Origin of the sequence: Cellulosimicrobium cellulans, assembly GCF_007679345.1 — a bacterium.
In the GTDB taxonomy this organism is placed as follows: Bacteria; Actinomycetota; Actinomycetes; order Actinomycetales; family Cellulomonadaceae; genus Cellulomonas; species Cellulomonas cellulans_A.
The window spans coordinates 18,345-31,117 of sequence record NZ_VEGH01000009.1 but is presented as its reverse complement, the minus strand read 5'-3'; the positions used below and the strand labels follow the sequence as shown (position 1 = coordinate 31,117).

Below are 12,773 nucleotides of genomic sequence, written 5' to 3'. Positions count from 1 at the left end.
GCCCGGTCGCCCTCCGGGGTGCGGGACCCGGGGCGGCGGCGGTCCGGCCGCCGCCCCGTGGGCCTCGCGGGTGGTGCGAGACCGTCAGGCGGAGGCGCCCGAGGTCAGGAACCGGTCGTAGCCCTCGTTCTCGAGGCGCTCGGCGAGCTCGGGCCCGCCCTCCTCGGCGATCCGGCCGTCGACGAACACGTGCACGAAGTCCGGCTGGATGTACCGCAGGATGCGCGTGTAGTGCGTGATGAGCAGCACGCCCACGTCGGTCGACTCCTTGGCGCGGTTCACGCCCTCGGAGACGATGCGCAGCGCGTCGACGTCGAGGCCGGAGTCGGTCTCGTCGAGGATCGCGAACTGGGGCTTCAGGAGCTCCATCTGCAGGATCTCGTGGCGCTTCTTCTCGCCGCCGGAGAAGCCCTCGTTGACCGAGCGCTCGGCGAACGAGGAGTCCATGCGCAGGCGCTCCATGGCGCCGTCGACGTCCTTGATCCAGGTGCGGAGCGCGGGCGCCTCGCCGTCGATCGCGGTCTTGGCGGTGCGCAGGAAGTTCGACACCGAGACGCCGGGGACCTCGACCGGGTACTGCATGGCGAGGAACAGGCCGGCGCGGGCGCGCTCGTCGGCCGACATGGCGACGAGGTCCTCGCCGTCGAGCGTGACGGTGCCGGAGGTGATCTCGTACTTCGGGTGCCCGGCGAGCGAGTAGGCCAGCGTGGACTTGCCGGAGCCGTTCGGGCCCATGATGGCGTGCGTCTCGCCGCTGTTGATGGTCAGGTCGACGCCGCGGAGGATCGGCTTCGGACCCTCCTTCGTCTCGACGCTGACGTGCAGGTCGCGGATCTCCAGGGTGGGCATGGGGTTCTCCTCGGGAAAGCTCAGGCAGCGCCGTCGACGTCGACGAGCACGCGCTCGCCGTCGACGGTCAGGGGGTAGACGGGGACGGGGCGGACGGCCGGGGGGCCCAGCGGCTCGCCGGTGCGCAGGTCGAACCGCGACCCGTGCAGCCAGCACTCCACGGTGCAGCCCTCGACCTCGCCGTCGGACAGCGAGACCGCGCCGTGCGAGCAGATGTCGCTGATGGCGTGCAGCGCGCCGTCCTCGTCGCGGACGACCGCGACCTCGACGGGACCGTTCTCGCCCTCGAGCTCGACACGGAACGTGCCGGCCTCGGGGACGTCGGACGTCATGCAGGCGAGCTGTGCGGTCATGCGGGCTCGTCCGCGGAGGCGACGGAGGCGGGCTCGTTCAGGATCGCGCGCTCGGCGTCGGTCTCGTCGGTGACGTCGGAGGCGAGGTCGCCGCCGGACACCGCCGCCGCGCCCTGGAACTCCGTCATCGACTGCGCCAGCTCGGCCTCGATCGCGGTGATGAGCCGCTCCTCGACCTCGGGCACGCCGATCTGGTGGATCAGCTCGGCGAAGAAGCCGCGCACGACCAGGCGGCGGGCGTCCGTCTCCGGGATGCCGCGCGAGCGCAGGTAGAACAGCTGCTCGTCGTCGAACCGGCCCGTGGCGCTGGCGTGGCCCGCGCCCTCGATGAGGCCCGTCTCGATCTCGAGGTTCGGCACCGAGTCCGCGCGCGCGCCGTCCGTGAGGACCAGGTTGCGGTTGAGCTCGTAGGTGTCGGTGCCCTCGGCCTCCTTGCGGATCAGCACGTCGCCGACCCACACGGTGTGCGCGCCCTCGCCCTGCAGGGCGCCCTTGTAGGTCACGCGCGACTTGCAGTTCGGGACCGCGTGGTCGACGAATAGCCGCTGCTCCTGGTGCTGGCCGGCGTCGGCGAAGTATACGCCGAGCATCTCGACCGAGCCGCCCTCGCCCGCGAACTCCGCGTCCGGGGTGAGCCGGACGACGTCGCCGCCGAGCGTCACCACGATGTGCTTGACCGTGGCGTCGCGGCCGAGCTTCACGCGGTGCGCCGCGTTGTGCACGGCGCCCTCGGCCCAGTCCTGCACGGAGACGACCGTCAGGTGCGCGCCGTCCTCCGCCACGACCTCGACGGTCTCGGTGAGCAGCGCGGACCCGACGTGGTCGATGACGACCGTCGCCTGGGACATCGGCTTGGCGTGCACCAGCAGGTGGCTGCCGGTGGGCTCCAGCTGCCCCTCGACGCCCTCGACCCGCACCGAGGTCACCGTCGACGCGACGGCCTCCTGCGGCACGGTCACGACGGTGGCGCGCGGGAACGAGGCCCACGCGACGGCCGCGGCGCGGTCGCCCGGCTCGCCGGCGAGACCCAGGCGGGCGTCGTCGCGGTCCACGATCTCGACCTCGACCTCGGGCGCGTTCACGACCGTGGTGAGGACGCCGTGGCCCGTGAGCCGGCCCGTCTCCGGGGCGAACAGCGGGGCGAGCCGGTCGACCGGCGAGAACCGCCACTCCTCCTCGCGCCCGTTCGGCACCGAGAAGTCCGCGACCTCGAACGAGGTGGCGCGGGCCGCACGCGACGACTGCGGCACCTCGGCGACGCCGTGGCTGTGCGCCTCGTCGGCCGTCGCGCGGGAGTGGTCGGTGGAGAGACCGGGGGTCTCGGGTGTGGTGGTCGACATCAGCCGACGGCCCCTTCCATCTGCAGCTCGATCAGGCGGTTCAGCTCGAGGGCGTACTCCATGGGGAGCTCGCGCGCGATGGGCTCGACGAACCCGCGCACGATCATGGCCATGGCCTCGGTCTCGGTCATCCCGCGGGACATCAGGTAGAACAGCTGGTCCTCGCTCACGCGGGACACCGTCGCCTCGTGACCCATCGACACGTCGTCCTCGCGGACGTCGACGTACGGGTAGGTGTCCGAGCGCGAGATCTGGTCGACGAGCAGGGCGTCGCACAGGACGTTGCTGGCGGAGTGGCTCGCGCCCTCCAGCACCTGGACCAGGCCGCGGTACGAGGTCCGGCCGCCGCCGCGGGCCACCGACTTCGACACGATCGACGACGAGGTGTGCGGCGCGGCGTGCACCATCTTGCAGCCGGCGTCCTGGTGCTGGCCCTCGCCCGCGAAGGCGATGGACAGCGTCTCGCCGCGGGCGTGCTCGCCCAGCAGGTAGATCGCCGGGTACTTCATGGTGACCTTGGAGCCGATGTTGCCGTCGACCCACTCCATCGTCGCGCCCTCGGCCGCGGTCGCCCGCTTGGTCACGAGGTTGTAGACGTTGTTCGACCAGTTCTGGATCGTCGTGTACCGCACGCGGGCGTTCTTCTTCACGATGATCTCGACGACCGCGGAGTGCAGCGAGTCCGACTGGTAGATCGGCGCGGTGCAGCCCTCGACGTAGTGCACGTACGAGCCCTCGTCCGCGATGATCAGCGTCCGCTCGAACTGACCCATGTTCTCGGTGTTGATCCGGAAGTAGGCCTGCAGCGGGATCTCGACGTGCACGCCCGGCGGCACGTAGACGAACGAGCCGCCCGACCACACCGCGGTGTTGAGCGACGCGAACTTGTTGTCGCCCGGGGGGATGACCGAGCCGAAGTACTGCTCGAACAGCTCCGGGTACTCGCGCAGGCCGGTGTCGGTGTCGACGAAGATGACGCCCTGCGCCTCCAGGTCCTCGCGGATCTGGTGGTAGACGACCTCGGACTCGTACTGCGCGGCGACGCCGGCGACGAGGCGCTGCTTCTCGGCCTCCGGGATGCCCAGGCGGTCGTAGGTGTTCTTGATGTCCTCCGGGAGCTCCTCCCAGGACGTCGCCTGCTTCTCCGTCGACCGGACGAAGTACTTGATGTTGTCGAAGTCGATGCCCGACAGGTCCGCGCCCCACCAGGGCATCGGCTTCTTGTCGAACAGGCGCAGCGCCTTCAGGCGGGTCTTCAGCATCCACTCGGGCTCGTTCTTGAGCGCCGAGATGTTGCGCACCACGTCCTCCGACAGGCCGCGCTGCGCCGTGGCGCCCGCGTCGTCGGCGTCGTGCCAGCCGTAGCCGTAGTTGCCGATCGAGGCGATGGCCTCGTCCTGGCTCATCGGCTCGGCCGCTACCGGGCGGCCGGGGTCCGTCGTCGTCATCTCATCGTCCTTCCGCGGGTGCACGGGGGTCGGGGGCAGGTCGGTCAGTCCGTCGTCGTCGGCCGGCGGACCGGCACGATCGGGATGTTCGTGGTGCAGACGTGGCCGCCGCGGGCCAGCGTCGCGAGCCGCTGCACGTGCACCCCGAGCATGCGGGAGAAGGCGTGCGCCTCCGCCTCGCAGAGCTCGGGGAACTCGCGCGCGACGTCCTGCACCGGGCAGTGGCCCTGGCACAGCTGGATGGCGTGGCCGCCGGGCACGGGGCGCGCGGTGGCCGCGAAGCCGTCGACCGCGAGGCCGTCGGCGAGCACCTGCGCCCGGCGGACCGGGTCGTCGCCCGCCTCCGCCAGCGCGTCGGCGTGCCGGACCTCGAGGTCGCGGACCCGCTTCTCGGCGAAGCTGCGCACCGCGTCCGCGCCGCCGATCTCGGCGACGAACCGCAGCGCCTGCGACGCGAGCTCTGAGTACTGCTGGCTGAGCGCCGCCTGCCCTGCCGCGGTCACGACGTACCGCTTGGCGGGGCGGCCGCGGCGCGCGGGCCCGACGGCGCCGCCGTCGTGCACGCCGATCTGCTGCTCGCCCTCCAGCACCGCGAGGTGCCGGCGGACGGCCGCGGCGGTCAGGTCGAGCTCCGCGGCCAGCTCGGCGGCGGACACCGGGCCGTCGGCGGCGATCAGGTCGAGCACCCGGCGGCGGGTGCCGGCCTCGGCCTCGGACTCGTGCTCCGCGGGGCGGGCGGGGCGCCCGGACGCGTCGGTGGCCTCGGTGACGCAGTCGGCCTCCGGCACGGCGGCGGTCCCCGGCGTGCTCGCGCTCATGGCACACACCTCCGGTTCGCTGCTGCACGGCTGGGTCGCGGGGCGCGCCGCCGTGGTCCGGGGCCGGTCCCGCGGAGCCCCCACGAGGGCTCCCGATATCGGCAACATCCTTGTTGCCGAAATAAGTCCTGGCAAGCAAGGTCTGCCTCACCACACCCCGCCCCGGGCCGGGACCCCTACACTCGCGGGGTGCTCGGCCAGTCCTCCTCCCCGCCCGCCGTCGAGGTGCGTGGGCTCGTCAAGCGGTACGACGGCCGCGCGGTCGTCGACGGGCTCGACCTGCACGCGTCCCCCGGACGGGTGACCGCGGTGCTCGGTCCGAACGGTGCGGGCAAGACCACCACCGTGGAGTGCTGCGAGGGGCTGCGCACCCCGGACGCCGGCACCGTCCGCGTGCTGGGGCTCGACCCGGTCGCCGACGCGGCCGCGCTGCGCCCGCGGGTCGGCGTGATGCTGCAGGACGCGGGGCTCCCGACCGGCGTGCCCGCGCTCGGCGTGCTGCGGCACGTCGCCGAGATGTACGCCCGGCCCCGGGACGTCGGCGAGCTCGCCGAGCGGCTCGGCCTCACCCCGTTCGCCCGGACGACGGTGCGCCGGCTGTCCGGCGGCCAGCGGCAGCGGCTCGCGCTGGCGACCGCCGTGGTGGGGCGCCCGGACGTCGTGTTCCTGGACGAGCCGTCGGCGGGGATGGACCCGCAGGCGCGGCGCGCCGTGTGGTCGCTCGTCGAGGAGCTGCGGTCCGACGGCGTCGCGGTGCTGCTGACGACCCACCTGATGGACGAGGCGGAGGCCCTCGCCGACGAGGTCGCGGTCGTCGACCACGGGCGCGTCATCGCGCACGGCTCGGTGCCGGCGCTGCTGGCCGGGGCCGACTCCTCGACGCTGACGTTCCGGGCCGCGCCGGGGCTCGACCTCGCCGCGCTCGGCGCCGCGCTCACGCCGGCGGGGGCCGCGACGGTCGCCGCCGTGACGGAGACGGGCCCCGGTTCCTACGCCGTCGACTCCCCCGCCACCCCGGCCCTGGTGGCCGCGCTCGCCGCGTGGTGCGCCGACCGCGACGTGCTGCTGGCCCGGGTCGACGTCGGACGCCGCACCCTCGAGGACGTCTTCCTCGACCTGACCGGACGGAACCTGCGATGACCGCGCCCGCCGCCGCCCCCGGGGCCGACCGCGCCGCGCCGGCCGGGCGCCGCGTCCGCGCCCAGGCGCGGTTCGAGACCCTGGCCGTGCTGCGCAACGGCGAGCAGCTGCTCGTCACGCTGATCATCCCGGTGGTGGCGCTGGTCGCCCTGGGACGGGGGTCGTTCCTCGACATCGGCGTCGGCGACGCCGACCGGATCGACGTGGTCACCCCCGGCGTCCTCGGCCTGGCGGTCATGGCGGGCTCGTTGACCTCCCAGGCGATCGCGACCGCGTTCGACCGGCGCAACGGCGTGCTGCGGCTGCTCGCCACGACGCCGCTCGGGCGCGGCGGCCTGCTGGCGGGCAAGGCGCTGGCGGTGCTCGCCGTCGCCGCGCTGCAGGTGGCCGTGGTCGGCGCGGTCGGGCTCGCGCTGGGGTGGCGGCCCGAGCCGGCCGGCATCCCGGGCGCGGTCCTCGCGCTGCTGCTCGGCGTCGCCGCGTTCACGGCGCTGGCGCTGCTGCTCGCGGGCACGCTGCGCGCGGAGGCGGTGCTGGCGGTCGCGAACCTGCTGCTGGTGGTGCTCGCGGTCGTCGGCGGCCTGGTGCTGCCCGTGGCGGACCTGCCCGGGTGGTGGGCGTCCGTCGCGGAGTGGCTGCCGCCGGGGGCGCTGGGCGAGGCCCTGCGCGCATCGCTCGTCGACGGGGCCTTCCCGGCCGCGCACCTGGCGGCGCTGGCCGTGTGGGCGCTGGTCCTCGCCGCGGCGGTGCGCCGCTGGTTCCGCTGGTCCTCCTGACGCCCGCCGCAGGGGCGGGGCGCGTGACCAAGACCTCGTGAGCGCGCGCACGAGCGCGGCGCGCCGGACCGTAGGCTGGTCGCCGTGAGCCCCGACGTCGCCGCCGCCCCCGTCAGCCCCGCGCCCACCCGGTTCGCGGCGTGGCGGGAGCGCCTGACCTACCCGGTCCTCGTGGCGAACCTGGTGGCGCAGATCGGGATCGTCGTCACGGGCGGCGCCGTCCGGCTGACCGGCTCCGGCCTCGGCTGCTCGACGTGGCCGCAGTGCGAGCCCGGGCAGTTCACCGCCGCGTTCCACCCGGAGACGACGTACCACCAGTACGTCGAGTTCGGGAACCGCACCCTGACCGGCGTCCTCGGCGTCATCGCGGTCGCCGTCGCGCTCCTCGTCTGGTTCGACCGCGACCGGTCCCCCGCCTACCGCTGGCTCGGGTTCGCGCCGCTGGCGGGGGTCGTGGCGCAGGCGCTCATCGGCGGCGTCGTCGTCCTGCTGCACCTGCACCCGGCGTGGGTGAGCCTGCACTTCCTGGTGTCGATGGCGCTGGTCGCGGCCTCGACGCTGCTGGTGCACCGCAGCCGCGAGGGCGACGGGCCGCGGATCCCCGTCGTCGGACCGTGGTCCCGGCGGCTCGCACCCGTGCTCGCCGTGCTGGTGGGCGTCGTCCTCACGCTCGGCGTCGTCACCACGGGCGCCGGGCCGCACTCGGGCGACGAGGAGGTCGGCTACCGGATCGCCGTCGACCCGTACCTGATGGCCCGCGTGCACGCCGCGTCCGTGTGGCTGTTCGTCGCCGTGCTCGGCGCGCTGCTGTGGCTGAACCGGCGCGGGCCGCGCCTGCTGCGCCGCCGCGGCTGGGTGATGGTCGGGCTCGTCGTGCTGCAGGGCGTCATCGGGTACGTCCAGGTCGCGACCGACCTGCCGATCCTGCTGGTGCTGCTGCACATGCTGGGCGCGGCGCTGCTCGCCGCCGGGACGACGCGGTACCTGCTGACGTTCCGCACCCGCGCCTGACGGGCCTCAGCCCGCCGCCACCAGCGGTACCCCTGCGTCCGCGAGCGCCCGCGCCGCCGGGTCCGCGGGGTCGACGTCGGTGACCACCCCGGCCACCTCGTCGAGCGGCAGTACCCGGAACGGCGACGCGGCGCCGATCTTCTCCGCGCTGGCCAGCACGTAGGTGTCCCCCGCGCGCCGGGCGAGCGCCCGCTTGGTCGCGGCCTCCTCGGCGTCGCCGGTGGTCAGACCCGCCTCCGGGTGCACGCCGGTGACGCCGAGCAGGAACACGTCCGCCCACACGCCCGCGGCCGCCTCGGCGAGCATCGCCCCGGACGCCACGACCGAGTGCTTGAACAGCCGGCCGCCGAGCACCAGCACCTCGACCGTCGGGTGCTCCGCGAGCGCCGCGGCGACCGTCGGGCTGTGCGTCACGACCGTCGCCCGCAGGTCCGGCGGCAGCGCCCGGGCGACCGCGAGCGCCGTGGTCCCGCCGTCGAGGATCGCCGTGCCGCCCGGGCGGACCAGCGCCGCCGCCCGGCGCGCCACCCGGTCCTTGTTCTCGACGGCGACCGTGCGCCGGCCCGCGTAGTCCGCCACCGCGGGCGACACCGGCAGCGCACCCCCGTACACCCGCTGGCACAGGCCCGCGGCCGCCATCTCGCGCAGGTCGCGCCGCACGGTGTCCTCCGAGAGCCCGAGCCGCTCCGCGGCGTCCTTGGCGACGACGCGCCCCTCGGTGCGCAGCACGCGCAGCAGCTCGTCCCGTCGCTGTGCCGGCAGCATCGCGATCTCCTCGGTGGTCGCCCGGTGTTTCCTGGTGCCGTCTAGTCTTGCACGGTTTTGCGCGTTATGGTCGGTGGCATGACCGCACAGCTGATCCTCATCGCCGGCCCCTACCAGTCCGGCACGGGCGGCGACCCCGCCGCGATGGCCGCCAACCTCCGCCGCCTCGAGGAGGCGGCCTGGCCGATCTTCGAGCGCGGGCACGTGCCGATGATCGGCGAGTGGGTCGCGCTGCCCGTGCTCGCGAGCATGGGGGCGGACGGGCCGACCGACCCCCGCGCGCAGGACGTGCTCTACCCCACCGCCGAGCGGCTGCTCGCCCACTGCGACGCGGTCCTGCGGCTGCCCGGTGCGTCGACCGGCGCCGACAACGACGTCGCGATCGCGCGGCGACGCGGGATCCCGGTGTACACGTCCGTCGAGGACATCCCGCGGGCCGCGGCGGCCTGACCGGAGCGGGACGGCGGCCCGGGCGCCGCGGGACCCGCCCGGCCGCCCGGGCCACCCGGCTCGCGCCACCCCGCCCGACATGCGGACACCCGCGGGCGGGTCCGCGACCAGGACGTACGCTCGCGCCATGGATCCGATGAGCAACCGGGGCTGCGCCCCGCGCCGGGGGCCCGGGGCCTGACCCCGGCACGCCCGGCGCTCGCGTCGGCGTGCCGCCCAGGCACCCCGACCACCGCCCGCCGCCGCACCGGCGGGCCGTCCCGCTGAGGACCCCCATGCTCTCGTTCCCCCTCGGCGCGCGCCCGCGCGCCCTCACCGCCGCCGCCCTCGTCCTGGTCGGCTCCGCGTCCGTGCAGGTCTCGGCCGCGCTCGCGTCGTCCGCCTTCGGCTCGCTCGGGACGCTCGCCGTGTCCGGCTACCGCATGACGGCGGCCGCGCTCGTCCTGCTCCTGCTGACCCGGCCCGCCCTGCGCGGGCGCAGCCGGTCGCAGTGGGCGGGCATCGCCCTGTACGGCGTGGCGATGGCCGCGATGAACGTGCTGTTCTACGCGGCGCTCGACCGCATCCCGCTCGGGGTGGCCGTCACCCTGGAGTTCTGCGGGCCGCTCGCCGTCGCCGCCCTGGCGTCCGCCGGCCGCGCGCGGCTGCTGCCGTTCGTCGCGCTGGCCGGCGTGGTCCTGGTCGTCGGGACACCCACCGGCGGGCTCGACCCGGTCGGTGTCGCGCTGGGCCTCGGCGCGGCCGCGGCCTTCGGCGGCTACACCGTGCTCGCGGGCCGCGTCGGCTCCGGGTCTGGCGGGCTCGGCGACCTCGCGCTGTCGGTCGCGGTCGGCGCCCTGCTGCTGTCGCCGTTCCAGGTCGCGCAGGCGCCGGCGCTCGAGCGCGGGCACGTCGCCCCGCTCGTCCTGTCCGGGCTGATCGGCGTCGCCCTGGCGTTCTCGCTCGACTTCCAGGCCGCCCGGCTCGCCGGCACGCGCGTGGTGGGCACGTTGTTCGCGGTCGACCCCGCGATGGCGGCGCTGGTGGGGGCGGTCGCGCTCGGCGACCGGCTGCCCGTGGCGGCGCTCGGCGGCATCGCCCTGGTCGTGCTGGCCGGCGCGGGGGCGGTCTGGTCGGCGGGCCGCCGGGACCGGGCCGCCGCGCCGAGCCCTGCGGCGACCCCGGTGCCGCTGGACTGACCCGCGGGGCGCCCGCGCACCGGACGCCCGTGCACCGGGCGCCCGGACACCGCGCCCCGCACGATCGCACCACGCCAGGGCGCGGCTCGGGAGCGCGGCCGACGCCTTCCGGCCCGGCCGGCGGCGACCTCCGTCGGCCGGGCCGGAACACGGCGGCGCCCCGGGCGACCGGCGCGCCGGGCCGACCCGGGGCCCACCCGGGCGTTGCTCCGTCCGGGTGATGCGGCACCGACGCCGGGATGCGCTTCCCGGCGGGCTGACCAGCGGCAGGACGGTGCGGCGCGCGCCGCATCGCGCGACCCCGCCGGACGATTGATCATTCATCTACCAGTCCGGAACGCCCTCCGTGCCGAATGGACGGGTGAGCCCCGCTGCAGCCGACCGGCGGGCGCGACCCTCCCCGCAGCATCGGAGCCCTCATGACCGCCCTCGCCGACGCCCCCCGGACCGCGACCGCCCAGCTGGGCGAGCCCCTCAGCCCCCGCGAGCGCATCGTGCTCGCCGAGCTGGCAGAGGACGTCACGCTCGAGGACATCGCCCGCAAGCTGTTCGTCTCGCGCAACACGGTGAAGACCCAGGTGCGGTCGATCTACCGCAAGATCGGCGCGTCCACCCGCGCGGAGGCCGCCGCCTGGGCGGAGGCCGCGGGCCTGCACTGACCCGCGCCGCCGCCCTCACCTGCGGCGCCGTCCGCCCGCTCCGTCCCGCCGGCCGCGGACCGCGCGGGCCTCTTCTGGTGTGTCGTACATCACATCTACGCTCGCTCCATGGAACAGGCGATCGAGGCCCACGGGCTCGTCAAGCGCTACAAGGGCGTCACCGCCCTCGACGGCGTCGACCTCACGGTGCCGGCCGGCACCGTCCTCGGCTTGCTCGGCCCCAACGGGGCCGGCAAGACCACCATCGTCCGCGTCCTGTCGACACTGCTGCGGCCCGACGCCGGCACCGCGCGGGTCGTGGGCGTCGACGTGCTCGCCCGGCCGGCCGAGGTCCGGCGGCACATCGGCCTGTCGGGCCAGTACGCCGCCGTGGACGAGTACCTGTCGGGCTACGAGAACCTCGACATGATCGGCCGGCTCTACCACCTGGGTGCCCGCCGGTCCCGCGAGCGGGCGCGCGAGCTGCTCGCGTCGTTCCGCCTGGAGGACGCGGCGGACCGGCCGACCAAGACGTACTCGGGCGGCATGCGGCGCCGGCTCGACCTGGCGGGCGCGCTCGTCGCCGACCCGCCCGTGATCTTCCTCGACGAGCCCACCACCGGCCTGGACCCGCGCGGGCGCACCGAGATGTGGGACGTCATCCAGACGCTGGTCGCCGGCGGCACCACCCTGCTGCTGACGACGCAGTACCTGGAGGAGGCCGACGTGCTCGCGGACGAGATCGTCGTCATCGACCACGGCCGGATCATCGCCCAGGGCACCGCGGACCAGCTCAAGCGCCAGGTCGGCGGCGAGCGCCTGGAGCTCACCGTCGCGGACGTCGCGCTGCTCGCCGGCGTCGAGGAGGCGCTCGCCCCGCTCGGCGTCGGGCGGCCCACCGTGGACGACGGCCGCCGGTCGTTCGTCATGCCGGTGTCCGGCGGGCCCGAGGTGCTGAGCGAGGCCCTGCGGCGGCTCGACGAGCGCCAGGTCCGCCTGGAGGACGTCGGCCTGCGCCGCCCGACCCTGGACGACGTGTTCCTCGCCCTGACCGGCAAGACCGCGGAGCAGGACGGCAACCCCGACCCGAAGGCAGGTGCGTGATGCCGGTGCCCCCCGTGATCGCGGACGCCTCCGTGGTCGCCAAGCGCAACATCATCAAGATCAAGCGGGTGCCCGACCTGCTGGTCTTCACCACCCTGTCCCCCATCATGTTCGTCCTGCTGTTCTCCTACGTGTTCGGCGGGGCGATCGACCAGCAGGGCGGCGGCCAGGCCTACCGGGAGTTCCTCATCGCGGGGATCTTCGCCCAGACCGTGATCTTCGGGGCGACCGTCACCGGGGCCGCCCTCGCGGAGGACCTCAAGAAGGGCATCCTCGACCGGTTCCGGTCGCTGCCCATGGCGCCGTCGGCGGTGCTCACCGGTCGCACGTTCTCCGACGTGGTGAACAACGTCATCGTGCTGATCGTGATGGGCCTGACCGGGTTGGTCGTCGGCTGGCGGATCCGGTCGTCGGTGCTCGACGCCCTGGCGGGGTTCGGCCTGCTGCTGGTGTTCGCCTACGCGATCAGCTGGATCATGGCCTGGATCGGGATGCTCGTCCCGAGCCCCGAGGTGGTGAACAACGCCTCGTTCATCGTGATCTTCCCGCTGACGTTCGTCGCGAACACGTTCGTCCCGCTCGACACCCTGCCGGCACCGCTCCAGACGTTCGCGGAGTGGAACCCGGTGTCGGCGGTGACCCAGGCGGCGCGGGAGCTGTTCGGCAACATCCCGCCCGGGGTGCCCGAGCCGACCGCGTGGCCGCTGCAGCACCCCGAGGTGTACACGCTCATCTGGTCGGCGCTCTTCCTCGTCGTGTTCGTGCCGCTCGCCAACGCGCAGTACCGGGTGTCGACCAGCCGCTGAGGCCGTGGGCGGACCCGGCTCCCGAACGGGTCCGACCGCGGGTGGATGCCCGGGACCCGCGGCGCTGGCACCGTGGCTGCGGGTCGCCGGGCAGGCC

At 74.8% G+C, this 12,773-nt stretch carries 14 protein-coding genes; 8 read left to right on the top strand and 6 right to left on the bottom strand.

What is annotated here, in order from left to right; all coding sequences use genetic code 11:
* Positions 1–84: 84 nt before the first annotated feature.
* From sufC to FS882_RS13145, 5 genes are all read right to left on the bottom strand, one after another.
* The gene (gene sufC / locus FS882_RS13165; protein WP_158373515.1) at positions 85–849 is read right to left on the bottom strand and encodes a Fe-S cluster assembly ATPase SufC; all 765 of its coding nucleotides are present in this window, start codon (positions 847–849) and stop codon (positions 85–87) included.
* A gap of 20 nt (positions 850–869) precedes the next feature.
* On the bottom strand, positions 870–1,202 hold the full coding sequence (locus FS882_RS13160; protein WP_158373514.1) for a non-heme iron oxygenase ferredoxin subunit: 333 nt from the start codon (positions 1,200–1,202) through the stop codon (positions 870–872).
* On the bottom strand, positions 1,199–2,542 hold the full coding sequence (gene sufD, locus FS882_RS13155) for a Fe-S cluster assembly protein SufD (protein ID WP_158373513.1): 1,344 nt from the start codon (positions 2,540–2,542) through the stop codon (positions 1,199–1,201). The genes FS882_RS13160 and sufD overlap by 4 nt, the downstream gene beginning before the upstream one ends.
* The gene (gene sufB / locus FS882_RS13150; RefSeq protein ID WP_410053285.1) at positions 2,542–3,948 is read right to left on the bottom strand and encodes a Fe-S cluster assembly protein SufB; all 1,407 of its coding nucleotides are present in this window, start codon (positions 3,946–3,948) and stop codon (positions 2,542–2,544) included. Before sufB ends, sufD begins: the two co-directional genes overlap by 1 nt.
* Before the next feature lie 86 nt (positions 3,949–4,034).
* Positions 4,035–4,808 carry a helix-turn-helix transcriptional regulator gene (locus tag FS882_RS13145; protein ID WP_158373511.1) on the bottom strand — a complete coding sequence of 258 codons (774 nt, stop codon included), beginning with the start codon at positions 4,806–4,808 and terminating at the stop codon, positions 4,035–4,037.
* A gap of 189 nt (positions 4,809–4,997) precedes the next feature.
* Between FS882_RS13145 and FS882_RS13140 the strand changes: the two genes are divergently transcribed.
* From FS882_RS13140 to FS882_RS13130, 3 genes are all read left to right on the top strand, one after another.
* Entirely contained in the window at positions 4,998–5,948 is a 951-nt protein-coding gene (locus tag FS882_RS13140) for an ABC transporter ATP-binding protein (protein WP_158373510.1), read from the top strand.
* Positions 5,945–6,724, top strand: coding sequence for an ABC transporter permease (locus FS882_RS13135; protein WP_158373509.1), 780 nt, complete (start codon positions 5,945–5,947; stop codon positions 6,722–6,724). The genes FS882_RS13140 and FS882_RS13135 overlap by 4 nt, the downstream gene beginning before the upstream one ends.
* A gap of 84 nt (positions 6,725–6,808) precedes the next feature.
* Positions 6,809–7,735: a COX15/CtaA family protein gene (locus FS882_RS13130; RefSeq protein ID WP_316043640.1), complete on the top strand. Its 927-nt coding sequence runs from the start codon at positions 6,809–6,811 to the stop codon at positions 7,733–7,735.
* A gap of 6 nt (positions 7,736–7,741) precedes the next feature.
* On the opposite strand, the gene FS882_RS13125 is transcribed toward FS882_RS13130, so the two are convergent.
* A complete protein-coding gene (locus tag FS882_RS13125; protein WP_158373507.1) occupies positions 7,742–8,500 on the bottom strand; it encodes a DeoR/GlpR family DNA-binding transcription regulator in 759 nt (252 codons plus the stop codon).
* Between the two features lie 78 nt (positions 8,501–8,578).
* On the opposite strand from FS882_RS13125, the gene FS882_RS13120 reads away from it, so the two are divergent.
* The 5 genes from FS882_RS13120 to FS882_RS13100 all read left to right on the top strand — a co-directional run bounded on the left by FS882_RS13120 (position 8,579) and on the right by FS882_RS13100 (position 12,676).
* Positions 8,579–8,950 carry a DUF4406 domain-containing protein gene (locus FS882_RS13120; protein WP_187365296.1) on the top strand — a complete coding sequence of 124 codons (372 nt, stop codon included), beginning with the start codon at positions 8,579–8,581 and terminating at the stop codon, positions 8,948–8,950.
* A 275-nt stretch (positions 8,951–9,225) separates the two neighbouring features.
* On the top strand, positions 9,226–10,128 hold the full coding sequence (locus tag FS882_RS13115; RefSeq protein ID WP_158373506.1) for an EamA family transporter: 903 nt from the start codon (positions 9,226–9,228) through the stop codon (positions 10,126–10,128).
* 419 nt (positions 10,129–10,547) lie between these two features.
* Complete coding sequence (locus FS882_RS13110) at positions 10,548–10,787, top strand: helix-turn-helix domain-containing protein (protein ID WP_158373505.1); 240 nt, start codon at positions 10,548–10,550, stop codon at positions 10,785–10,787.
* Positions 10,788–10,895: 108 nt separating this feature from the next.
* The gene (locus FS882_RS13105) at positions 10,896–11,870 is read left to right on the top strand and encodes an ATP-binding cassette domain-containing protein (RefSeq protein WP_158373504.1); all 975 of its coding nucleotides are present in this window, start codon (positions 10,896–10,898) and stop codon (positions 11,868–11,870) included.
* The gene (locus tag FS882_RS13100; protein WP_147793733.1) at positions 11,870–12,676 is read left to right on the top strand and encodes an ABC transporter permease; all 807 of its coding nucleotides are present in this window, start codon (positions 11,870–11,872) and stop codon (positions 12,674–12,676) included. The genes FS882_RS13105 and FS882_RS13100 overlap by 1 nt, the downstream gene beginning before the upstream one ends.
* Positions 12,677–12,773 lie beyond the last annotated feature (97 nt).

Coding starts and splice junctions, on each gene's coding strand:
- sufC (WP_158373515.1), bottom strand. CDS start 849: ATGCCCACCCTGGAGATCCGCGACCTGCACGTCAGCGTCGAGACGAAG.
- FS882_RS13160 (WP_158373514.1), bottom strand. CDS start 1,202: ATGACCGCACAGCTCGCCTGCATGACGTCCGACGTCCCCGAGGCCGGC.
- sufD (WP_158373513.1), bottom strand. CDS start 2,542: ATGTCGACCACCACACCCGAGACCCCCGGTCTCTCCACCGACCACTCC.
- sufB (WP_410053285.1), bottom strand. CDS start 3,948: ATGAGCCAGGACGAGGCCATCGCCTCGATCGGCAACTACGGCTACGGC.
- FS882_RS13145 (WP_158373511.1), bottom strand. CDS start 4,808: ATGAGCGCGAGCACGCCGGGGACCGCCGCCGTGCCGGAGGCCGACTGC.
- FS882_RS13135 (WP_158373509.1), top strand. CDS start 5,945: ATGACCGCGCCCGCCGCCGCCCCCGGGGCCGACCGCGCCGCGCCGGCC.
- FS882_RS13125 (WP_158373507.1), bottom strand. CDS start 8,500: ATGCTGCCGGCACAGCGACGGGACGAGCTGCTGCGCGTGCTGCGCACC.
- FS882_RS13120 (WP_187365296.1), top strand. CDS start 8,579: ATGACCGCACAGCTGATCCTCATCGCCGGCCCCTACCAGTCCGGCACG.
- FS882_RS13115 (WP_158373506.1), top strand. CDS start 9,226: ATGCTCTCGTTCCCCCTCGGCGCGCGCCCGCGCGCCCTCACCGCCGCC.
- FS882_RS13110 (WP_158373505.1), top strand. CDS start 10,548: ATGACCGCCCTCGCCGACGCCCCCCGGACCGCGACCGCCCAGCTGGGC.
- FS882_RS13105 (WP_158373504.1), top strand. CDS start 10,896: ATGGAACAGGCGATCGAGGCCCACGGGCTCGTCAAGCGCTACAAGGGC.
- FS882_RS13100 (WP_147793733.1), top strand. CDS start 11,870: ATGCCGGTGCCCCCCGTGATCGCGGACGCCTCCGTGGTCGCCAAGCGC.